18 protein-coding genes and 1 pseudogene are annotated in these 21,266 nt (G+C 54.0%); 6 read left to right on the top strand and 13 right to left on the bottom strand.

Going from position 1 to position 21,266, the window contains the following annotated elements; all coding sequences use genetic code 11:
- Nucleotides 1–57: 57 nt before the first annotated feature.
- On the bottom strand, nt 58–981 hold the full coding sequence (locus tag QQL85_RS23800) for a carbon-nitrogen hydrolase family protein (protein WP_284356954.1): 924 nt from the start codon (nt 979–981) through the stop codon (nt 58–60).
- A gap of 87 nt (nt 982–1,068) precedes the next feature.
- Between QQL85_RS23800 and QQL85_RS23795 the strand changes: the two genes are divergently transcribed.
- The 5 genes from QQL85_RS23795 (at nt 1,069) to QQL85_RS23775 (ending at nt 7,061) form a co-directional block, all read left to right on the top strand.
- On the top strand, nt 1,069–2,022 hold the full coding sequence (locus QQL85_RS23795) for a LysR family transcriptional regulator (RefSeq protein WP_284356880.1): 954 nt from the start codon (nt 1,069–1,071) through the stop codon (nt 2,020–2,022).
- Between the two features lie 280 nt (nt 2,023–2,302).
- Entirely contained in the window at nt 2,303–3,268 is a 966-nt protein-coding gene (locus QQL85_RS23790; RefSeq protein ID WP_284356881.1) for an ornithine cyclodeaminase family protein, read from the top strand.
- On the top strand, nt 3,268–4,524 hold the full coding sequence (locus tag QQL85_RS23785; RefSeq protein WP_284356882.1) for an NAD(P)/FAD-dependent oxidoreductase: 1,257 nt from the start codon (nt 3,268–3,270) through the stop codon (nt 4,522–4,524). Before QQL85_RS23790 ends, QQL85_RS23785 begins: the two co-directional genes overlap by 1 nt.
- 70 nt (nt 4,525–4,594) lie before the next feature.
- Nucleotides 4,595–6,154 carry an APC family permease gene (locus QQL85_RS23780; RefSeq protein ID WP_284356883.1) on the top strand — a complete coding sequence of 520 codons (1,560 nt, stop codon included), beginning with the start codon at nt 4,595–4,597 and terminating at the stop codon, nt 6,152–6,154.
- A gap of 112 nt (nt 6,155–6,266) precedes the next feature.
- Nucleotides 6,267–7,061, top strand: a complete 795-nt coding sequence (locus tag QQL85_RS23775) for an AraC family transcriptional regulator (RefSeq protein ID WP_284356884.1) — start codon at nt 6,267–6,269, stop codon at nt 7,059–7,061.
- A 618-nt stretch (nt 7,062–7,679) separates the two neighbouring features.
- On the opposite strand, the gene QQL85_RS23770 is transcribed toward QQL85_RS23775, so the two are convergent.
- The 7 genes from QQL85_RS23770 to QQL85_RS23740 all read right to left on the bottom strand — a co-directional run bounded on the left by QQL85_RS23770 (nt 7,680) and on the right by QQL85_RS23740 (nt 14,228).
- Nucleotides 7,680–8,933 (bottom strand): Zn-dependent hydrolase, encoded by a 1,254-nt coding sequence (locus QQL85_RS23770; protein ID WP_284356885.1) that lies wholly within the window; start codon nt 8,931–8,933, stop codon nt 7,680–7,682.
- Complete coding sequence (locus QQL85_RS23765) at nt 8,930–9,415, bottom strand: L-2-amino-thiazoline-4-carboxylic acid hydrolase (RefSeq protein WP_284356886.1); 486 nt, start codon at nt 9,413–9,415, stop codon at nt 8,930–8,932. Before QQL85_RS23765 ends, QQL85_RS23770 begins: the two co-directional genes overlap by 4 nt.
- A gap of 62 nt (nt 9,416–9,477) precedes the next feature.
- Nucleotides 9,478–10,623 carry a branched-chain amino acid ABC transporter substrate-binding protein gene (locus tag QQL85_RS23760; RefSeq protein WP_284356887.1) on the bottom strand — a complete coding sequence of 382 codons (1,146 nt, stop codon included), beginning with the start codon at nt 10,621–10,623 and terminating at the stop codon, nt 9,478–9,480.
- Nucleotides 10,624–10,701: 78 nt separating this feature from the next.
- Nucleotides 10,702–11,418, bottom strand: a complete 717-nt coding sequence (locus QQL85_RS23755; RefSeq protein WP_284356888.1) for an ABC transporter ATP-binding protein — start codon at nt 11,416–11,418, stop codon at nt 10,702–10,704.
- Nucleotides 11,411–12,184, bottom strand: coding sequence for an ABC transporter ATP-binding protein (locus QQL85_RS23750; protein ID WP_284356889.1), 774 nt, complete (start codon nt 12,182–12,184; stop codon nt 11,411–11,413). Before QQL85_RS23750 ends, QQL85_RS23755 begins: the two co-directional genes overlap by 8 nt.
- A complete protein-coding gene (locus tag QQL85_RS23745) occupies nt 12,181–13,281 on the bottom strand; it encodes a branched-chain amino acid ABC transporter permease (RefSeq protein WP_284356890.1) in 1,101 nt (366 codons plus the stop codon). The genes QQL85_RS23750 and QQL85_RS23745 overlap by 4 nt, the downstream gene beginning before the upstream one ends.
- Nucleotides 13,278–14,228, bottom strand: coding sequence for a branched-chain amino acid ABC transporter permease (locus tag QQL85_RS23740; RefSeq protein ID WP_284356891.1), 951 nt, complete (start codon nt 14,226–14,228; stop codon nt 13,278–13,280). Before QQL85_RS23740 ends, QQL85_RS23745 begins: the two co-directional genes overlap by 4 nt.
- A gap of 169 nt (nt 14,229–14,397) precedes the next feature.
- Here QQL85_RS23740 and QQL85_RS23735 point away from each other — a divergent pair, with 169 nt between their 5' ends.
- Entirely contained in the window at nt 14,398–15,288 is an 891-nt protein-coding gene (locus tag QQL85_RS23735) for a LysR substrate-binding domain-containing protein (RefSeq protein ID WP_284356892.1), read from the top strand.
- A 239-nt stretch (nt 15,289–15,527) separates the two neighbouring features.
- On the opposite strand, the pseudogene QQL85_RS26860 reads toward QQL85_RS23735, so the two are convergent.
- The 5 genes and pseudogenes from QQL85_RS26860 to QQL85_RS23710 form a co-directional block, all read right to left on the bottom strand.
- Nucleotides 15,528–15,965: pseudogene (locus QQL85_RS26860) on the bottom strand (methyl-accepting chemotaxis protein); the annotation flags it as partial.
- A gap of 727 nt (nt 15,966–16,692) precedes the next feature.
- A complete protein-coding gene (locus QQL85_RS23725; RefSeq protein WP_284356894.1) occupies nt 16,693–17,451 on the bottom strand; it encodes a hypothetical protein in 759 nt (252 codons plus the stop codon).
- 103 nt (nt 17,452–17,554) lie between these two features.
- Nucleotides 17,555–18,865, bottom strand: coding sequence for an NAD(P)-dependent benzaldehyde dehydrogenase MdlD (mdlD, locus tag QQL85_RS23720; RefSeq protein WP_284356895.1), 1,311 nt, complete (start codon nt 18,863–18,865; stop codon nt 17,555–17,557).
- A gap of 90 nt (nt 18,866–18,955) precedes the next feature.
- Nucleotides 18,956–20,458, bottom strand: coding sequence for an indoleacetamide hydrolase (iaaH, locus tag QQL85_RS23715; protein ID WP_284356896.1), 1,503 nt, complete (start codon nt 20,456–20,458; stop codon nt 18,956–18,958).
- 101 nt (nt 20,459–20,559) lie between these two features.
- The gene (locus QQL85_RS23710; RefSeq protein WP_284356897.1) at nt 20,560–21,234 is read right to left on the bottom strand and encodes a helix-turn-helix transcriptional regulator; all 675 of its coding nucleotides are present in this window, start codon (nt 21,232–21,234) and stop codon (nt 20,560–20,562) included.
- Nucleotides 21,235–21,266: the final 32 nt, after the last annotated feature.

The raw sequence follows: 21,266 nt of genomic DNA, 5'->3' as shown, positions 1-21,266 counted from the left end.
AAAATGAGGCAGCATTTTTAAATGCCGCCCAAACGTAGGTTTAGCGAATCTTCGCCGCTACTTTGTCACCACCACACTTTGCTTTGAGCGCTCATCTACATGTAGCGAGAACACATCAGGTCGCGAATAATGGCCAACTACATCAAAGTCGTAACGGGCGCGAATGAGTTCATCGGTATCAATAGTGGCGGTGACTAAACCTTCTTCACCTTTCAACGGCCCAGCTAGCATGTCCCCCAAAGGGCCTATGATCATGCTGTTACCTTGAATCAGCGGACGATCTTCATCCCAGTGAGGCACTTGAATGCCTGATGCTTTAGGCGATGGCTGAACCTGGCACGCACTGATCACAAACATCCGCCCTTCATGAGCGATGTGCCGCATAGACGACTGCCAGATGTCACGCTCGTCTACCGTTGGCGCGCACCAGATTTGAACGCCCTTAGCGTACATGGCGGTACGCAAGAGTGGCATGTGATTCTCCCAACAAATTGCCGCACCAATTTTGCCAGCAGGCGCCTCTACAACAGGCAAGGTTGAACCATCCCCTTGACCCCAGATCAGACGCTCGGTGCCGGTGGGCATAAGCTTACGATGCTTGTTGATTAAGCCGTGTTCCGGGGAGAAGAACAACGCGGTGCAGTACAAAGTGCTTCCTGAACGCTCAATAACGCCGACTACGAGATGTGCTCCTGTACGCTCAGCCAGACCGGCCAACTCTTCTGTCTCTACGCCTGGGACATCAATGGCATTGGCATAGTACTCCTGGAATGCTTCACGCCCTTCAGGGAGCCGATAACCAAGGTAGGTACCGAAGGTCTCGCCCTTCGGGTAACCACCTAAGATCGCCTCGGGCATCACCACCAAGGTCGCACCGGAGTCTTTGATCTGCGTCTCGTAGGAAAGGATCGCTTCGAGTGTCTTGGTTTTTCCTTCCAGCCGCGATCCAATCTGCAGCGCAGCAACTGTGGAGGTAGCCATCGTATTTATCTCACATATCGTGACAGGGATAGCGGTATAGTCCACCGAGCTTACTTATCAATCAATCCAGATCGCAGACTAACTGTTATGAGCAGAATTGATATCACTTCCATTGACCTTAACCTGCTCAAAGTCTTCGAAGCCTTGTATGAGGAAGGGGGAGCAGGTCGAGCATCCATTCGCTTGGGCATCACCCAATCAGCCGTCAGCGCGGCGCTCGCACGCTTGCGCGTGGTGTATGCCGACCATTTGTTCGAGCGTACCGGCAGAGGACTGAGACCGACAGGCAAGAGTGAAGAGCTTCGGCCGATCATAGCTATGGCTCTAGAAAAATGTCGCCAAAGCCTTCTCTTAGCGTACCCGAACAGCGAAGATTTCACGGGTCGAACGGTAACCGTGGGTCTTTCGGATGACTACGAACTAGCGATCGGCAGATCGCTTATCGAGCTCGCGAAAACTAAAGCACCTGGCCTACGTATCATCTTCAAGCAGACGCACAGCATGGTCGCTGGAGAGGCCTTGATGAGCCGCGTTATAGACGTATCGCTTACAGCGGGAGTAGTGCCGTCTCGGGCGCTTGGGCGCAAAGTACTTGGCACAGGCGGGTACAGTTGCCTTACCGCAGTACGGCCCGGGCAGCCGGTGCGTGACCTCACACTTGACGACTTCCTGCTCCGCGATCACTTGCTGGTCTCATCGGGTGGCTATGTCGGTGTCGTCGATGAAGCGCTGGCCTCCCTCTCCAAGACCAGACGAGTTGAGGCGGCAACGAGCCACTTCGCCGCAGTGCCCAACTTGCTTTGGGGAAGTGACTCGGTGGCGACCCTACCCACTCACGCAGCGCTTGCATTGTCCCGCACCGGCGCAGTGGAGCTTCATCCCTGCCCTGTAAAAATTCCTCGATACTCAATGGAGCTCGGGTGGCGCGTCGATAGTACTCGTGACCCTGCCATTCAAATGGTCGCTGACCTGATTTCAGACACCATTGCTGACTTGGCCAACAGCGATTTCATCCTCAACAAAATCGATGCTTCAACTTAGATCTGCCTGCCAGGTTGCCAACAACTCGAGATGCTTTTTCGCCGCACCTTCTTGGGTTGTAGGACGCAGACGCACGGTGTCACTCGAAGCCAGTTGACTGCACGGGCCGCAGCAGGAGGGGTGGCCTCGTAGCACCTCGACCTCCTTGTCCGAGCCTATCGCCCCTTTTCGTCAATCCTCCCACATGGATGTATAGGCTGGGACAAAATCACAATAGTCTCGGACAAAAACACCGAGAATGTGCGTGGGAAGATGGGCTTTTCCAACCGAGGATCTGCTCATGTATCTGAATGCCGAACAATTGGCCAAAGCGCTGCCCTGGCACGAGCTCATCGCGGCATTGAGCGACGTTTTTACAAAAAACGTTCAGTCCCCAGTGCGACATCACCACCGCATAGAAGTACCAGGTGATGTCCCGGCAATGCTGCTCTTGATGCCGGCGTGGATTGAAGGTGAGTACCTAGGGGTCAAACAGGTCAACGTCTTCCCAGGAAACAACCAGCGGAATCAGCCAGGGCTGAGCAGCCACTACTTGTTGAGCAGTGCATCAACCGGCCTCCCGCTCGCGCAGTTCGATGGTAACGAGCTGACTGCACGCCGTACCGCAGCTGCCTCAGCCCTAGCATCGCAGTACCTTTCCCGAGAAAATGCTACCAAGCTCCTAATGGTAGGTGCCGGACGGATGGGGCGATATCTTGTCCGTGCACACCGCGCCGTGCGCGAGCTTGAAGATGTGAAAATTTACGATCGCTCCTACGAGGCTGCGGTAGCCTTTGCAAATGAGCTCCATTCGGAAGGTATCAAAGCAGAAGCTATTCAGAAGGATGGCCTGCCGCAGGCAGTCGGAAATGCGGATATCGTCAGTTGCGCCACGCTAGCCAATGACCCCATCATCTTGGGTGAGTGGCTGAAGCCTGGTGTTCACCTTGATCTCGTGGGCAGTTTCGCTCCCAGCATGCGAGAAGCCGACGATGAAGTAGTTCGCCGTTGCTCCATCTTCGTAGACACTCGAGAGGGCGCCCTCGCTGAAACCGGCGATTTGATCACCCCAATCAAGACCGGCGTCATCACCAAGGACGATGTATTAGCTGAATTCACTGATCTGTGTGCGGGCAAGCACAATGGTCGTGCATCTCTTTCCGATCCAGATTCAGCACTCACCCTATTCAAATCGGTAGGCGCGAGCGTTGAGGATCTAGCAGCAGCGATCCTCGCCTATAAACGAAGCTCTGTTGAGCAACAGTGATGAGCACTCGGCAGGATCAAGATTGTGCGGTTATAGGGGCCGGTTTCCTCGGCCTCTGTACGGCCCTGCAATTGCTCAAGCACGGCTTTAGAGTCACGTTGATTGACGCGCAGGCACCGGGCCTTGGGGCATCGTTCGGTAATGCAGGTTTTTTGGCGACTGAGTCCATTGATCCCTTGTCCACCTGGGCAACCCTCAAAGCTGCTCCTGGGTTCTTGCTCGACCCTCATGGGCCGTTGAAAATTCCACGAGGATACCGTCTTGCAGCACTGCCTTGGATAGCGAGGTTCGGCCTAGCTGCCTGGCCAAGCACTGTCGAGAAGCATCGCAAGGCACTCGCAGCGCTCAATGGTCAAGCTGTCGATGCATGGATGGAATGCTTGGCAGCAATTGGACGTACCGACTTGATGGTCAAATCCGGCTATCTGCTGGCCTGGGAAAAACAAGCAGGAATCAAGGCGGCGCAAGAGAGCCTTGAACACCTGCAGAGCTGGGGTATCGATGTCGACTTGATCAGCAAGCATCGCGTCGACGAGATGGAACCCGAATTCAATGGCTGCTTTAGCCATGCGCTTCACTTCGCCTCGGCATACAGGGTGAGGGATCCGAAATGGCTATGTGAAGCACTCTTTGCAAACTTTCAACGCCAAGGGGGGAGATTTAGGCTAGGGAAAGTCGAGCACCTGCAGATCTCGCACGGTATCCCAACGCTGCGAATCGAAGGTGAGCTCCAGAGGTTTTCCAAAGTCGTCATCTGCGCAGGTGCCTATAGCGCCGAGCTCCTCGCTTCTGTCGGGATCAGTGTCCCGCTTATTGCAGAGCGTGGCTATCACTTGCAGTGTCCGGGCCTCCAAGGTCGTATAACACGAGCAGTGTGCCCGGTGGAACGCAGGGTGTTCATCAGCCCACTGGATAGCGGACTGAGGATCGTTGGGTTCAGTGAGCTCGGAGGAATAAAGGTTCCGCCCCAACCTGAGCGCTACCTCACGCTCAAGCACCACGCGAAATCACTGCTACCTGGTTTGGCCGATGAATTTGAGAATGTTGATCTATGGATGGGCATGCGCCCTACCCTCCCCGACTCTTTGCCAGTGATCGACACGTTACCCCAATGCTCAAACGTAGCCGCTGCTTTTGGCAATCAGCATCTAGGACTAACTCAAGCCGCAATTAGTGCAAAGCTTATTGTCGCCCGACTCCTTGGGGACGGCGCTCCAAACGACTCCAATCCTTATAGAGTTAACCGCTTCAAATAACACTCCCTTGTGTTTATGACCCTGATTATAAAAACCTAACTCGCCCAGGGCGAAGTATAGAGAGCTCGTCATGCCCAAAATTGGCAATTTCAAAAAAGATCTTTCGTTAGTTGATTTGACCTTGATAGGTTTAGGAGGAACCTTCGGGTCAGGCTGGCTATTCGCAGCTAGCCATGTTGCGTCCATCGCTGGCCCTGCTGGGATCTTGTCGTGGATTTTAGGCGGGTTTGCTGTATTGCTACTCGGGTTAACCTATTGTGAACTGGGGGCGGCACTTCCCCGAACTGGCGGTGCTATCCGTTACCCCGTCTACTCACATGGCCCTCTTATGGGCTACCTGATGGGCTCCATTACCCTGATCGCGTTCACCAGTCTCGTAGCCATTGAGGTAGTTGCCGCTCGACAATACGCGAGTGCCTGGCTCCCCGAACTTAGTCAGCCTAATAGCGGGAGCCCTACCCTAGTTGGCTGGCTATTACAGTTCGCCCTCCTCTGCCTGTTTTTCCGACTAAACTACTCAAGCGTAAAGACATTTGCCATTGCAAATAACATTATCAGCATTTTCAAGTTTTTTGTTCCCTTGCTGGTTATCGTCACCCTCTTCACTTTTTTTACTCCGAGTAATTTTACTAGCCAAGGGTGGGCGCCAACTGGTGTTTCGGGCATGCAGATGGCGGTGTCAGCAGGTGGGATCATTTTCGCCTACCTAGGATTGACGCCAATCATTTCCGTAGCCAGTGAAGTTAAGAATCCTCAGCGAAACATTCCTCTTGCCCTGATACTGTCCGTTTTATTTTCAACATTGATCTACGTACTTCTGCAAGTAGCATTCCTGGGAAGCATCCCAGAATCGCTACTCTCTGGAGGCTGGGGTAACATCAGCCAAGAGCTTTCTTTGCCATTCCGCGATATCGCCATCCTCTTGGGCATGTCAGGCCTTGCGATGCTTGTGGTAAGCGACGCAGTAATTTCCCCTGCTGGCTGCGGCAATATCTACATGAATGCTTCTCCGAGGGTAGTATACGCTTGGGCAAAAAGCGGAACGCTAATGAGTGTGTTTGCCCGGATCGACAACGAATCGGGAATACCCCGCCCTGCTTTGTGGCTTACCTTTGGCCTTTCGCTACTGTGGACATTGCCCTTCCCTTCCTGGGAAGCGTTGATAAATGTCGTGTCAGCCGCGCTTGTATTGAGCTATGCAATTGCGCCCCTGAGTGTGGCGGCTTTGCGCCGCAGTTCGCCTGATCTACCGCGGCCATTTCGAGTTCGAGCATTTGGAATCGTGGGCCCAGCAGCATTCGTGATCGCGGCTCTCATTGTCTATTGGTCGGCCTGGAACACGATTTTCTGGTTGCTGGGTTTGCAAATCGTAATGGCAATACTCTACGCTCTCTGCGGTAAGTGGGTTCCAACAGCCTCGGTACCCCTCGCTCAGCAGATCCGGAGTTCAACGTGGCTGATCGCCTTCTACGCGGGCATGATTTGTTTGTCTTACCTCGGAAGTTTTGGCGGCGTTGGTACCCTTTCGCACCCTTTCGACACCATCGCAGTCGCTGCCTTTGCCCTAGGTATTTACATTTGGGGCTCAAGGACAGGTTTGCCAGCATCAATGACTAATCTGGATGACTGACCGATTGGGGCGCACCAATTCAGAACTGGTGCGCCCGTATTCATAGCAGGCCCAAATGAAAAGAGTTATCATCAGCTTGTGAGAATTCCACTGTCGGCAAGAGGATCTTAAGATGCCTGCAGAGCTCCATATCAACACCATTGCCACCACCACAGGTGCCCACAACCATGATCACCAACAGGTTATGATTGGGCTGGAAGGTCGCATGGATTGTGAGCTCCCTAGCGTATCGGCGCCGCTTTTGAGGGGCGCAATCGGATTCTTACCGAGCGGCACCATGCACCTGTACGCAGGTCGAGACGAAGGCTGTAGGGTCTTGGTTTTAGACTACGATATTGACGACCCTTTCATTAGCGCTCTTTACGATGCTTCTGGATATCAAGCGAGCACGTTCAAAGAGAACCAGGCTCTAATCCAGAAGCCTTCGAATGCACTTGCAAGACTATTAACTCAATACAGCACCCAGGGAAGACTCAACAGTCTTCATCAACCAGCAGTTAAGAATCAAATAATCTCTGGGATACTGACCGAGATTATGATTGGTGAAAACAGTAGACTGACTAGAGAAATTCGCAGCTCTAGACTTGACCCAGCTCAACTTCAGAACTGGATAGATTATCATCTTGACGAGCCAATTACTGTAGCGCAAATTGCCGACACCTTTCACATTAGTGAAAGTTATCTTTATGTGCTCCTCAAAAATCTCATGGGCTGCTCCCCTCTTCAGTATCTTACTCAACGCCGAATGCAACGGGCAGCCGATTTGCTAAAGAAGGAAAAACTACTGGTGGGGCACATTGCATGCCAAGTCGGCTATGCGGACACTGCAGCTTTTGACAAGGCTTTCCGAAACTTCTTTGGCATCACTCCTCGACAATATAGAAACGATACTGACGTTGAAGGCTAAAGCGACCACCTTCTGAACTTCCACATTTTGTGCTCGAGTCAACCCAACCACCTCCCTCTAGCGAACTTATCGTTCGTCATACCCCACACATATGCATCCTTAGCAGTGTGGCGCTCCACCTCCTCAAACATCAATCCATCCATCGCACGCGCTTATTTTCGACATTTCAGCGACAAATCAGAATTTGCAGGAATGGCGCTCGCAAACACCGCACCTTCATGTGCTGAGCTCCTCCCTAGGCCGCATGCATCGTCGCAAACTTAACTTCGCCCTCATTAACCTGCGCAGACACTCCTCCGAGCGCCTTTAACTCCGCACATTTCATATCACCTCCTTATAATTTCGACTAACCCTTATTAAACAGGTCAACTTGACCAAGAAGAATCCTCAAATTAATGCGCTACTTTCAATTTCTCACTAGCACTACCCCCAGCTTAATCGCATAGCAAGTAGAGGGAGATCCAGCCATCGCAGCATGCATGGGTCGCAATAATCCACAACAGCCGGAACCAGATATTTCGCCAAAAAATCACGGTACACGGATAGGCTACAATGGGCGACCGCCTCGACGAAAATCCCCACACTACCAATAACTCTGCCGCGTTTGTTGTGTGCGAATTAGCGAAGTTCATTACTCACTTCGTTCGCCTTTGCCAGCAATGCTCCGAGCAATACGTTGCTACCGGCTTCGCACCAATGAGGGTGACTGTGTTCGGCCTCGTTATGGCTCAGACCATCTACGGACGGGATAAAAATCATGGCTGTGGGGGCAACTCGGTTAAGGTAACAAGCGTCATGCCCAGCACCAGAAATCATGTGTTTCTGCGTGTAGCCATGGGTCGCTGCAGCCTGGGCCACCTTAGTCACGCAATCCTCGTCAAAGACGATCGGCGAGTATTGGAAGATTCGACGAACTTCATGACCTAGCCCGATACCGCCGGCGATTACCTCAACCCCTTCACGAAGCTTAGATTCCAAGTCTTCAAGTGCCGCCTCACTTGGGTGGCGAAACTCCACACTGAAGAGTACTCGGCCTGGCACAACATTCCGTGAGTTGGGATACAGATTAGCCCAACCTACCGTGGCTCGCCCCTCCTCCCCCTGCTCAAGTCCGAGCTGATTGACGAGCTCCATGACCCGAGCCATTCCTAGCCCTGCATCCAGCCTGTGGCTCATCGGCGTGGTGCCCGCATGAGCACTGCGACCGGTAAATTCCACCTCAAACCAGCGCTGGCCCTGAGCTCCGGTTACCACACCGATGTCAATTCCAGCAGCTTCTAAGATAGGGCCCTGCTCGATATGGAGCTCAAACGCCGCATGGATACGCTGCCCTCCAACTGGGTGTGGGCCGGCATAGCCGATCTCCTGCAATGCTTGGCCAATGGAAACGCCCTGCGCATCCTGGCGAGAAAGCCCATACTCCAGGTCATAAACCCCGGCAAAAACGCCTGAAGAGATCATCGCAGGTGCGAAGCGAGAACCTTCTTCGTTCGTCCAGTTCACGACCTCAATCGGACGCTCGGTCTGGATATCCAGGTCATTGAGGGTTCGCAATACCTCGACCCCAGCGAGCACGCCGTAAATGCCGTCGAACTTCCCTCCCGCTGGCTGGGAGTCTCCGTGCGAACCCGTTATCACCGCTGGCAGGTCATTTCGCAGGCCCGGGCGACGGGCGAAGATGTTACCCATCGCATCCACACGCACAGTGCACCCAGCCTCTTGGGCCCAACGTACGAACAGATCGCGGCCTTGCCGATCAAGCTCCGTCAACGCCAGCCGGCTCACGCCGCCAGCAGGCGTCGCCCCAATCTGAGCCATCTCCATCAACGAGTCCCAGAGACGATCCGCGTTAATCCTCGGTACCTGGCTCATGATTGTTTTTCCTTGAGCCGGTAACGGAAGTCACAGCGCGCCGCACCGCCCATGATGGTTGTCGTACGCTCTAGACTAACGTTGGGATCGTAACCGACGATGAAGACTTCATCACGGTTACAAGACAGCAGGTGGCCGATCTCGCCAAGGCCCATCTCCTGGTACATCTCGGCGTAACGGCATCGGTGAACATCGTAGTCATATCGCGTGGCGTCACTGGCGATGATCTCAACTTTCAGCGCGTCGTCCTTTTCCCACAGTTCCTGCAAAGCCACAAAGCCTTCAAGGCTTGGGCCCTCAGGTTCTCGAGCGGCAAACTGACGACCGGCTGCGATCGCAGCCCCGGAGACAGCCTCGCCAATGACGGCTTGCGCCTGCTCACTGCCATAGTCCCGCACCAAGATCTCGTAAATGGGTTTGATGATCTCGGCTTCGATTCGCCGACGGGCGAGTATGCCCAGCTCACCTTCAATTGCGCTCATGGTTTCATCCTCTAATCACGGTGCTAGCGGGCTCTGCTGGCAGAGACCCGCTGAAGCTTCAGTCAGGGCTTGCCGCCAGCAACGCTGACGGGCTGCCACTTGTTATCCTTCACCTGGTAGACGGTGAAGGTTGGGTTTTTCAAGTTGCCTTCGGTATCGAAACTAATGGTGCCAGTTACCCCCTGAAATTCGCTCGCGCGGAGAGCTGGCAGATAGCGTTCTGGATCTGTGGAGTCGGCTTTCTCCAACGCTGCAATCAATACACCGACGCCGTCATAGGCGAATGGCGCGTGCAATTCGATGGGCGCTTTGAAGCGTTCCTGATACTCCTTGGCGAAGGCCCTGCCCCCTGGCATCTGGTCGATCGCAAGACCTGGCTCAAGCGCGGTGACACCCTCTCCTTCTTTTTGTGCAAGGGTAAGGAAGGTTTGGCTGACAAAACCGCCCGCGCCCATCAGGGTGGCTTTGATGCCCAGTTGGTTCATGCGTCGCGCCAAAGGCGCAGCTTGCGCATCGACACCACCAAAAAAGATCAGGTCGGGGTTCTTGGCCCGAATGCTGGTCAGCACAGCACTGAAGTCTGCGGTCTTGTCGTCAACGTACTCCCGGGCGATGACCTTGCTGCCATCCGCCTCGACAGACTTGATGAACTGGTCAGCAAGCCCCTGACCAAACGCTGTGCGGTCGTCGATCACGGCGATCTTTTGTGCCTTGAGCGTTTGGATAGCGTATTGCCCAGCGACTTGGCCGCCATCGTCGTCATGCCCCATGATTCGGAAGCTGGTGTCAAAGCCCTGCTGCGTGTAGGCGTGCCCGGTTGCCACCGGCGCGACCTGGGCAATCCCTGCCTCGTTGTAGATCCGAGCGGCTGGAATGCTTGTACCGGTATTCCAATGGCCGACCACTCCGACGACGCCCGCGTCGACCAGACGCTGCGCAACGCTGACTGCTGTCTTGGGATCGGATTGGTCATCCTCCGCGATCAACTTGTAGGTAACGGCTTCGCCGGCAATTTTTGGATGGCGCGCATTGGCTGCATCAATGGCCAGCTGAGCACCATTTTCCAGATCCTTGCCGATACGGGCGGATGGGCCAGTGAGCGGAGCTGCAAGACCAATCAGGACTTCCTGGTCGGCATAGGCATTAATGCTGCCGATTGCGACAAGCACCACGCTGCTCAGAGCGGCACGTTTGAAGGGTATGTACATGAATGTGATCCTATGTATTAGGCGGCAAGAGTCGCCGTGGCGGGTAGACACACGCCGGTGGCCCGGTAGCGCTGGAGTTCAATCACCCAAGTACGCAGCGCGTACCTTTGGGTCATCGAGAAGGTCGTGTGACTGCCCGCTGAGCGTTATCAAACCGCTGTCGAGCACGTAGGCGCGCTCGGTCACCTGCAAGGCCAGGCGAGCATTCTGCTCAACTAGCAGCAGCGTGATACCGCGTTTGCACACCTCGGCAATGGCTTCGAAAATACGATCGACCATGATCGGTGCCAGCCCCATCGAGGGCTCGTCCAGTATCAACAGGCGTGGCTTCGACAGTAGCGCTCTGCCAAGGGCAAGCATTTGCTGCTCACCACCAGACAGCAGTCCAGCGGGCTGCTTAAAGCGACGTTTCAAATGAGGGAACCAATCCACAATCTCTTCGACCTGCTCAGCCACTGCCGCGTGATCACTGCGAAGGTAGGCCCCCGCGAGCAAGTTCTCTTCAACACTCATGCGGGCGAATACTCCTCGGCCCTCAGGCACCATCACTAAGCCTTGAGCGATTCGTTGATGTGCTGGTACGCCTTGAAGGGATCGCCCGGCGAACAGGATCTCGCCTTCACTCGCCGCAATCAGTCCCGTCAGGGCACGCAACGTCGATGTCTTTCCGGCTCCATTGGCCCCGATCAGCGTCACGTGCTCGCCAGCATTTACATACAGGTCGAGCGATTTGACAGCGCGGATGGCGCCGTACTGCACGCCGAGATTACGGATGTCTAACAACGGTTCACTCATGAGCGCCCGCTCCAAGATAGGCTTCTATCACAGCCCGATCCTGTCGAACCTGCTGCGGGGTGCCACGGGCGATCACACGCCCATGGTCGAGTACGGTGAGCCGGTCGCAAAGTCCCATCACAAGCTTTACGTCATGTTCGATAAGCAGCAGCGAACGACCATCAGCTCGAATGCGATCGAGCAATGCTCGCAGTTGCTGTTTCTCGACGGCGTTCATGCCTGCTGCTGGTTCATCCAACGCAAGTACCCTAGGCTCGGTGGCGAGGGCTCTGGCGATTTCCAGACGCCGTTGATGTCCGTAGGACAACGTGTCTGCGCGTCGATTTGCGAGCTCGCTGATACCGACGTAGCTCAACAGATGGAGGGCAGTGTCACGGCTATGCTGCTCTTCTTCACGAGCCCGTCGATTCCGACTCAAGGCAGCCCAAACGCCATTAGAGGTACGTATGTGACGACCGACCATGACGTTCTCTAGTGCTGTCATGCTTCCAAATAGGCGGATGTTTTGGAAGGTTCGAGCAATACCGACCTGCGCTACTCGATGCACAGCATCAGGCTTGTAGGGCTGACCATCCAGGCTGAAAGTGCCGGCGTCAGCTTGGTAAAGGCCAGTCATGACATTAAAGAATGTGGTTTTGCCTGCACCATTTGGCCCAATCAGTCCGTGCACCTCGCCTGGTTCGAGATACAGGCTCACGTCATCAAGGGCATGTACACCACCGAAACGCTTGACCACACCTTCAGCCTTCAACAGTTGGCCAGTCATCGCTGAATCTCCTTCTGGGCAGGCCATAAGCCAGCGGGGCGATATAGCATCACCAGAATCAAGGCCAAGCCGTAAAACAACTGACGGACGATCTCGGGATCGACCAGCACCTGACCAAACAGCCACTGCTGCAGGCTTCCCATGCTGGCCCGCAAAACCTCCGGTAATGCTGCTAGCAACAGACAGCCCAGCACGACCCCCGGGATATGCCCCATCCCCCCCAACACAACCATGGCGAGCACGGCGATAGACTCGTTAAGGGTGAACGATTCTGGTGAGACGAAACCTTGGAAGGAAGCGAACATGGCCCCTGCGACCCCTCCGAAACTGGCGCCAATTGCGAACGCGAGAAGTTTCAACTTGCGCGTGTCCAAGCCCATGGCCTCAGCTGCGTCTTCATCATCCCGGATCGCCATCCATGCTCGACCAATGCGGGAATGCTGCAGACGCAGGCACGCCAAGAGAATCAGCACAGCCAGAGCAGCGAAAAGGTAGTAGTAGAGGTAAACCGAGGTCACCTTGAGACCGAACACCTCGTGAGTACGCGCTAGGTTGAACCCAAACAGATGAACCGGGTCGACCGAAGCGATGCCTTTGGAGCCATTCGTAATGTTTACCGGGCGATCAAGGTTTCGCATGATGATGCGAATGATCTCGCCAAACCCGAGCGTGACGATTGCGAGATAGTCACCACGCAGTCTCAGTGTCGGAGCACCCAGCAGCATCCCAAGTCCGGCGGCCAATAAGGCTGCCAGCGGCACCACTACCCATATCGACGCATGAAGCCCCGAAGGTAGTAACGCAGCCAAGGCTGGGAATTGCGTAAGCAAATGCGGCGACGCGAGCAAAGCGGCGAGATAGGCACCCAGTGCGTAGAAGGCGATGAAACCTAGGTCTAGCAACCCGGCATAACCGACGACGATGTTCAGCCCCAGCGCAAGCATCAGGTACAGAAGTGCAAAATCAAGCATACGAACCCAGGCATTGCCGCCCGCGTGACCGACCACCCAGGGAGCTGTAAGCACCGCAATCGCGAACAACGCGACACCGAAACGGGCCCGGATGACAGGTTGAGTAAATGTGATCGCCAGGCTCATGCGCGCACCGCCAATCGCTCACCGAGCAGACCCGAAGGACGAAGAACCAAGACGGCAATCAACACGAGGAACGCGAAGACATCTTGGTAATTGCTGCCAAAGACGCCGTTAGTCCATTCCCCAAGGTAACCAGTACCCAAAGCCTCAATCAGGCCTAAAAGCAGCCCACCCAGCATGGCCCCCTGAAGGTTGCCAATTCCACCGAGTACCGCTGCAGTGAAAGCTTTGAGACCAGGCAAGAAACCCATGTAGAAATGAGCGCTCCCGTAGTTACTGGCCATCATCACGCCGGCCAAGGCTGCCAGCGCGCCACCGATGGCGAACGTCATGGCAACCACCGCATTCGGGTTGATGCCCATAAGACTTGCAACCTGAGGGTTCTCGGAAACGGCCCGCATCGCCCTTCCCAATCGCGTACGGTTAACCAGTAACAGCAAACCAATCATGACCAGGAAGGCGACGGCGATGGTAGCCAGTGCAGTAGCGTTGGTAATCGCAGGGGCGTGAGTAGCATCGCCAGCAGTCAGCTCGATTGGTGTCATCGGCAAGAGCTGAGGGAAGACTTGTGGATTGCGACTCCATACCAACATCGCGAGCGTCTGCAGCAGCAATGAGACACCAATACCACTGATAAGCGGAGCCAGACGTGGCGCGTTTCGCAGCCGACGGTAAGCGATGCGCTCGATGAGTAACGCAAGCAGGCCACTGCCGGCCATCGCGATGACAATCGCACCTAGCAGAACCCCTTCGAGGGGCAGAGAGGGGAATGCTGCTTGCAAACCATGAATAGCCGACAGTCCGATCAGCGTACCGACCATCAGTACATCGCCATGGGCAAAATTGATGATGCGCAGGATGCCATAGACCATGGTGTATCCCAGGGCTATCAGCGCATACAGGCTGCCCGACAGCATGCCGTTGAGCAGTTGTTGAATGAGGAGTTCCATGACGCTAGCAGACCTGGACAGATGAGAAATGGCAGGCCGCGAACCTTATGAAATTATTCTAATTTTATCAAATATCTTAATTTCATATCCTTATAAGTCGACAACAAACGCTTGATTTAGGCTTTAAACTGCGTTTTCCTAGCAAAAATACTCAAAATGAACTCAACACATGAATTTATTAGAACAATTAGCCAGTGATCCTCCTCTCAGAGCCGTTAGGACTTTCGAAGCGTTTGCCAGGCACGGGGGAGTGACAGCCGCCGCGCGCGAACTGAATGTGTCAGCTTCCGCGATCAGCCATCAGCTGCATCTGCTGGAAGAGTTTCTGGGGCAGGCACTGACCGTGCGCCATGGGCGCAATCTGATCCTCACTGAGCACGGGCGAGAGTATTACCGAGCCATCCGCTCGGCATTTGCGGTGTTGCGCAGCGCCACAGATCATGTCCGAGAACAGAGTGCCATGCGGCAGGTGACGATTAGCCTGATTCCCACCTTCGGCCTGAACCTGTTCATTCCTCACCTGAATGACTTCCTGAATGACAATCCGGGTGTAGACGTCAACGTCACTTATGCCAACCACCGCAGCTACCCCAGCGACGCAGCTGATATTTCCATTCGCTTCGGGACAGGTCACTGGTCGGGCTACCACAGTGAGCCACTCATTCCCGGAGCTGTGACAGCCTGGGCAACCCCTTCGCTGATCAAGCGCTACGGGCCACTGGATGACCCGCAAGCACTTTCTCGTGTCCCCTTGCTTCATGATGAGGAACGAAGTACGTGGTCACAGTGGCTTCAAGTGAACGAGGTACGTCATCCGGCTGCGCTACAAGGCCTATTGTTTGAGGATGGACAGCTAACCATGGCGGCAGCACTGCAGGGGTTAGGTTGTGCTTTGCTGCGAGAACCACTGATAGCAGATGCACGAGATAGCGGGGAGCTCGTAAAGCTCTTTGATTACGCATTAGACGATGGGCGCGCATACTACTTATGCCGTCGCACCGACGGTGAGCTATCGCGTGAGGGGCTAAATCTCTACAACTGGATTCGGATGAGGTTCTGACACCAGGTACCTGAATAGAGATCGTCGCGTAATCGTGGCCAGCGGAATTCAGGCTGCGCTCGAACGCGTAATGCCACAGAACAAGCGGCCCACCACAGTCATTGGCTACGGCACCCAAGCTGTGGGTCAGGCACTCTTGAGCGAGTGAAGCATTGACCATAAGCTATAAAAACCCCGAAAACGGGGTTTTCTTGAAGTCATGCCACCTTACTTCGAGAGTCAACCTCCTGAAAAATAGCTCAAGTCAATGCGGCATCGCGAGGCAACGTCGACTCTACCCTTTTGGCTATCTCGCGCAATCCTGCGAGCCTAGACATGATCTTCTCGACGATCTCCATACGAGCTTCAGCTGCATCACGCAGCCCTTGCATAGCTCGTAAAGCATCGCTTGACTGAGTAAGACCATTCCGCGCTGAGATACTAAGCTGATCTATTCCCCCACGAGCCTCACCGGCGGTCTGCTCCAGGCTCTGTGCAATCTGGTGGATTTTCGCACTGGAGTCACCAACACGCTTTGAGAGGTTACGCACCTCATCAGCCACCACAGCAAAGCCACGGCCATGATCCCCCGCCCTTGCTGCTTCAATCGCTGCATTCAAAGCCAAGAGGTTTGTCTGGCGAGCGATGTCCTGGATGCTGCCCACTAAGCTTGTGATCTCCAAGGATTGGCCACCCAGCGCATTAAAGGCTTGGGCACAATGAACCATCGACTGGTCGAGCTCTCTGAATATGACGGCAGAGCTTTGAATGCTGTCGGAGCTGGAGCTGACTTTTACACCCGCCTCACGAGCCAACTGATTAGCGAAGTCCATATCTCGCTCGGTATCTGCAATCGCAACGCTCAGTTGCTTTAGATCAAGCTTCACTTGAGGGTCAAGAGCGTGTGGATCGGCCTTGCGTGGATTTTCTTCCGTATGGGTGCACGGCACATGCACCTCGTAGGGTATCTCAACACGCACCTCTACCCTCTCGATCCTTGCAAAGTGGTATAGCCAACCCGCTACAAGCAACGATATTGCATTGAGTGATAGGCAGAGAATCAAAAACTCAGGGAAAAAAAATGCTGTTACGCCCGCGATTGCCGCACCGACCTGTACGATCGCAGCGGCCCATAGACGCCGCGTTATTTTCGACATATTTGCTCCCCAGCCCGCACGCCTTGAGGCCTGTCGAGCTCGATTCATTATTATTATCTAGGTGCCCCTGCCTTCGCTTGGGGCCCAATGGACGAGTAGCACCGTCGCCTTGCACGCACATAGACTCACGGTCAGCGAAGATTATCGTCAGGGCATTCGAGCCCACTATCCGCTTCGTGCAGAGGTATATCCGGTTTCTTTGGGGGCAAAACCCAACCTACCCTAGCGCTGAAGGACGAATAAACGTGGAACGTTCAGCTGGCGAAATTCAAGTAGCCGGGGAATCATGTTCAAACAATGAATGATAAATTCTGACATTCAGATCTACAGCAAAATCGCGAAGGGCGACTATCACGAGTTCAACCTCCTCAGCGGCAAGCTGTACTAATTGACCTTCAACACTCACCCCATCACAATTAAGGAGATAGTCACGCTTGGTGAAAACTCGATCTATAAGAGCAAAATTTAGCCCTTCAAGTCGCCCACCGAAGATCTCAATTAACAAATATTCAAAATTGCGAAAGCCTTTCAAATCCAAACCGGAGTTTATATCCGTTAAAACCCCCCTCTCACCCGATAAAATTTTTCGCTGCGCCTCATGCAATCCTGAAGATAATCCACCCTCCAAGAATCTCTCTTCAAAGCCACCCCGTAAACCTGGACTACTTGCAACAGCCTTACTCAGTATTGACATCATCAACGACTCGATCAGATTAACTGCATGCACGTACAGAAGTTTGGAAATAGCGGCAGCATCAATACTACCCATGCTTAGACTTAGCAAATCCAAAGCTACTGAAAGGTCAGCAGACAGCTTATCGAACAATTCTCCGGGAGTATGCCGAGTCAATCGGCGACTTTCCACGCCGCCTTGCAAAGTCTTAACTATAGCGAAAAACTTTATATCTGATGTGCTACAGTTTATCTCATCAGCAGACAGACTGGTTTTCAATCCATGCTGCTCTCGACTCCAAGCGTTAGATTCACCCTGCCGCCCCCCAGGGAGAAATTCTTTGCGTATGCTCATATCTTCCCCCTGACGTTCGTTGATGAAATAACTCGGCCAGACAGTGCTCGTGGTTTGGCACCCAACAGCAAGAAGCGCGCCGGAGCGCGCCTTGCTTCAATAGTTACGGCACAATCCGCACGGACTTTTTATGAGTGAAGGTCAGGTAGCTGAAATGACCATGGTATTCGCCCATACCAGAAGCTCCGATCCCCCCGAATGGGAGATATGGTGAGAACGCATGGAGCATCACGCCGTTTACCTGAGCATCACCAGACTGAATCTGGTCGATGATAACTTTGGCGACATCCATATTCTTGCCAAACACATAAACGGCTAAAGGCTTCGGATGGTGCTTGTTGACCTGATCAATAGCAGTTTGAACGCTATCGAATGCGAGAACAGGCAGAATCGGGCCGAAAAGTTCCTCGGACATTAGAGGGTCATTCCACTCTACTCCATCTACAACCGTCGCACTCAAGGCGCGCTTGCTTACGTCCGCCTGAGATCCTACAAGTACCTGCCCTTCTGTTGCTTCCAGAAGGGAGACCAATCGCTGCACCTGGCGCTCGGTAACGAGCTTGCCAGTAGAGTTTACCTCAGGCAGATCGCTCTTCACGCGCTCAACAAGGCGCTCCAAAAGTGAATCTTTGACGCTGTCGTGCACATAGAGGTAATCAGGCGCAATGCATGTTTGACCACTATTGATGAACTTACCAAACATTAATTGATCGACCGTCTGATCGAGATCTGCATCTGGCAGGACAATTAGTGGGCACTTGCCACCGAGCTCCAGAACGACTGGAGTGAGGTGTTTAGCAGCAGCCTGCATAACCACCTTCCCTACATTAGGGCTGCCGGTGAAGAAAATGAAATCGAAAGGAAGGCTGAGCAAGTGACTATTTTCGTCTCGGCCACCCTGGACAACTGTCACATATTCAGGAGCAAACGCCTCACCAATGATTCTCTCGATTACTGCAGAGGTTTCCGGAGTGGTTTCAGATGGTTTGATGATACAAGTATTGCCGCCAATGATTGCACCGATCAGCGGGGTGAGAGTCAGGTTAACCGGGTAGTTGAATGGGCCGATGATGTAGGTGACACCGAACGGCTCTTGGACTACATAACATTCAGACGGCGCAATGATCTCGGGCGACGGAACCGAAACCGGCTTTACCCATTCATCAAGGTGAGCAAGCGCAAAATCAATTTCGTGCAAGACTGCGCCGATCTCTGCCAAGTCGACTATCTCTTTGGGCTTACCCAAATCCTCCGCAAGTGCAGAATAAAGAGCCTCCTTATTATTGACTACTGCATCTTTTAGGCGCTCTAGCGATTGCTTGCGAAAGCCCACATCAGCCGTAGCTCGTGTAGCAAAGAACGCCTTCTGAGCGGAGAATAGCGAGTCAATCATTGCCGGAGACAGATAATTCATTAAAGGAATTCCTCTTTATTCAGGGTTACGAGCTCTATAGGTAGTAACCGATTTTTGATCGGCGGTGCCACATGAAAAATTTGGTTGCAATCACCCCGGTCGCTTCGGACTCGGGCCACGCCCCAATACGCTCTCGATGAAACTTGCGATGCTCATTAGTTGCTCATCACTGCCCGGAAGCCCCTCAATCTCAATACCTACCGGCAAGCCTTCTTGCTGAGATACCCCAGCAGGCAGGCTAATACCAGGCATACCCGCATTACTGGCGGGATCGGCATTTCGAATCATGCGTGCGAAGGCCTCAAAGCTGGTAGCAGCAGGCTCGCTCTTGATCGCGAGGTCAGGCGTTGTGGGGTGGATAATGGCGTCTAGCTGATGTTCTTTAAAAAGAAGCTCGAATATCTGGATGAGCTTGGGGCGGGCGTCCTTCATCGCAGTGACGTAGGCCTGCTCAAGATCCATAGATTGGCCTTCCAGCTCCCCCAACCTGCCAGGCAGGATGTAATCTTCGAAAATGGTTCGGACATCTGGGCTGCTGACCCCGGCAACCAACTCGTCGAAGGAAACACCGGTCTCATTTGCCAATAGATATTCCGTTAGGGCAGATCTGCATTCGTGCAATGCCAACGGCATACTCACTGCATGATTCATCTCGAAGATTTCGGGCATTGAAACCCGAACCAACTGCACACCCTGCTGCTCGAGCTTTCTAAGCGCTTCTTCAGTCAGCCTTCTGACCGGCTCGCTGAGACCTGCCCACAGTTGGTCTACTATCCCAAGTCGGATCGATTCGGCAGCAGAGGCTTCCGCAGGCAGCGCACCAGTGATGATCGAATCCAACAGCACTACGTCTTCAACCGACCGTGTGATTGGGCCCGGCGTATCGCGCGTTGGGGAAATCGGAGTGATGCCGTCGACTGGATAACGCCCAACAGTGGGTCGATAGCCAACACATCCATTTACTGCACCTGGCTGTCGGATAGACCCACCAGTATCGGTACCCAAAGCCGCCGGCACTAAACGAGCACCAACAGCGCTACCGCTCCCAGACGACGACCCTCCAGCGATGCACGAGTGGTCAAATGCGTTGCGAACGCCTATAACCCCTGGGCTATGAAACGCGGTGTTGTAGCCGGAGGTGCCTAAAGCTAGTTCATGCATGTTGGTCTTTCCAACAACGATAGCGCCGGCCCTCAGCAACGGCTCGATAACTTTGGCGTTACGCTTGGGAAAAAAATTGGACAATGCTGGTGTGCCGGCTGTATTCGCGAAGCCCACTACCTGGATGTTGTCCTTCACCGCGATCGGTACGCCGCCCAATGGAAGCGGATCACCACCTGCTTCCAGGTAGCGATCATACGAATCCGCTTGCGCCAGGGCGGCCGCTGCATCAACGCTGATAAATGCGTTCAGCTGAGAAAAGTCCGCGATCCGAGAAAGCCATGCTTCCACCAGTGATCGGCTCGTGATGTGTCGATGCCGAACCAAGGCTGCCGCTTCGGTGAGAGTGAGCTCCCAAAGGTGTTCGGGCAAAGCCGACAGACCCTTTACTTCACTACTGACCTTTTCGGGCTTATCTACGGGGTGTTGCATTTTTACCTCTCCTAGCCGCACTGGCGATGCTGTGATCACACAACGGTAATGTGGCCCTGCGGCAAAAGGTCTCCTCAAATTTGAGGATTGCCAAAGACATTTCATAAGCAACGGGCTAACTGAGTGCGGTTCTGACACTCAAGCTTCGCCATGGCGTTCTTCAGATGTGTACGCACCGTGGTGAACGCTATATCCAAACGGCGTGCGACCTCTTTGTCGCTGGCTCCTTGAGCTACAAGCTCGGCCACCTCGGCTTCTCTCAACGACAATCGCTGGGAAGGCGCCGGTGCTGGGCTAAAAGCTTTCTGAAAGTATGGCTGGAGCGTGGATAGCAGACGCTCTTCTCGCTGACCAAAGGGTCTGCGCCCCTTGCTCCTCCAAACTCTCAAATCGCCAAGGTCTCGATCACCTTCAAAGAAAAAGACGTTGAGGCCGTGCTCCATATCTGCCGGCTGAAGGAAGTCCTTGTAGAACTCGCTATTGAGCAGTGCTGATCGTGGTAAATGGCAGTCGACCCGCGCCGGCCCTCCAACGTCTCGCATGATCGGAGTCACCAAATCGACCTGGTAGAAGTACGCCTGGTAAGCCTGTATGCGCTGGCTCTCAATATTGAATGCGAGCGGATCGATGGATCGCCCCTCACTTTTGTCCCATACGAATGAAGCAACGAATTCGGCGTCGAGAAAGGCCGCTACCGCTTGCAAAACCGCAGCTCGAGCATTTGGTTGCCCCTGGGTTTGAGCAAGCAGCCAGACCAGCTCGGCGAACTGATCCATTTCGGTTCCACGTAGCACGGTTGCCATTGCGT

This window comes from Pseudomonas putida (genome assembly GCF_030159595.1).
In the GTDB taxonomy this organism is placed as follows: Bacteria; Pseudomonadota; Gammaproteobacteria; order Pseudomonadales; family Pseudomonadaceae; genus Aquipseudomonas; species Aquipseudomonas putida_AC.
The sequence above is the reverse complement of the archived record's forward strand: the minus strand, read 5'-3'. Positions and strand labels throughout refer to the sequence as shown.

Excerpts from the sequence above, each read along its gene's own strand:
- QQL85_RS23800 (WP_284356954.1), bottom strand. The coding sequence starts at position 981 with ATGGCTACCTCCACAGTTGCTGCGCTGCAGATTGGATCGCGGCTGGAA.
- QQL85_RS23795 (WP_284356880.1), top strand. The coding sequence starts at position 1,069 with ATGAGCAGAATTGATATCACTTCCATTGACCTTAACCTGCTCAAAGTC.
- QQL85_RS23790 (WP_284356881.1), top strand. The coding sequence starts at position 2,303 with ATGTATCTGAATGCCGAACAATTGGCCAAAGCGCTGCCCTGGCACGAG.
- QQL85_RS23785 (WP_284356882.1), top strand. The coding sequence starts at position 3,268 with ATGAGCACTCGGCAGGATCAAGATTGTGCGGTTATAGGGGCCGGTTTC.
- QQL85_RS23780 (WP_284356883.1), top strand. The coding sequence starts at position 4,595 with ATGCCCAAAATTGGCAATTTCAAAAAAGATCTTTCGTTAGTTGATTTG.
- QQL85_RS23775 (WP_284356884.1), top strand. The coding sequence starts at position 6,267 with ATGCCTGCAGAGCTCCATATCAACACCATTGCCACCACCACAGGTGCC.
- QQL85_RS23770 (WP_284356885.1), bottom strand. The coding sequence starts at position 8,933 with ATGAGCCAGGTACCGAGGATTAACGCGGATCGTCTCTGGGACTCGTTG.
- QQL85_RS23765 (WP_284356886.1), bottom strand. The coding sequence starts at position 9,415 with ATGAGCGCAATTGAAGGTGAGCTGGGCATACTCGCCCGTCGGCGAATC.
- QQL85_RS23760 (WP_284356887.1), bottom strand. The coding sequence starts at position 10,623 with ATGTACATACCCTTCAAACGTGCCGCTCTGAGCAGCGTGGTGCTTGTC.
- QQL85_RS23755 (WP_284356888.1), bottom strand. The coding sequence starts at position 11,418 with ATGAGTGAACCGTTGTTAGACATCCGTAATCTCGGCGTGCAGTACGGC.
- QQL85_RS23750 (WP_284356889.1), bottom strand. The coding sequence starts at position 12,184 with ATGACTGGCCAACTGTTGAAGGCTGAAGGTGTGGTCAAGCGTTTCGGT.
- QQL85_RS23745 (WP_284356890.1), bottom strand. The coding sequence starts at position 13,281 with ATGAGCCTGGCGATCACATTTACTCAACCTGTCATCCGGGCCCGTTTC.
- QQL85_RS23740 (WP_284356891.1), bottom strand. The coding sequence starts at position 14,228 with ATGGAACTCCTCATTCAACAACTGCTCAACGGCATGCTGTCGGGCAGC.
- QQL85_RS23735 (WP_284356892.1), top strand. The coding sequence starts at position 14,398 with ATGAATTTATTAGAACAATTAGCCAGTGATCCTCCTCTCAGAGCCGTT.
- QQL85_RS23725 (WP_284356894.1), bottom strand. The coding sequence starts at position 17,451 with ATGAGCATACGCAAAGAATTTCTCCCTGGGGGGCGGCAGGGTGAATCT.
- mdlD (WP_284356895.1), bottom strand. The coding sequence starts at position 18,865 with ATGAATTATCTGTCTCCGGCAATGATTGACTCGCTATTCTCCGCTCAG.
- iaaH (WP_284356896.1), bottom strand. The coding sequence starts at position 20,458 with ATGCAACACCCCGTAGATAAGCCCGAAAAGGTCAGTAGTGAAGTAAAG.
- QQL85_RS23710 (WP_284356897.1), bottom strand. The coding sequence starts at position 21,234 with ATGGATCAGTTCGCCGAGCTGGTCTGGCTGCTTGCTCAAACCCAGGGG.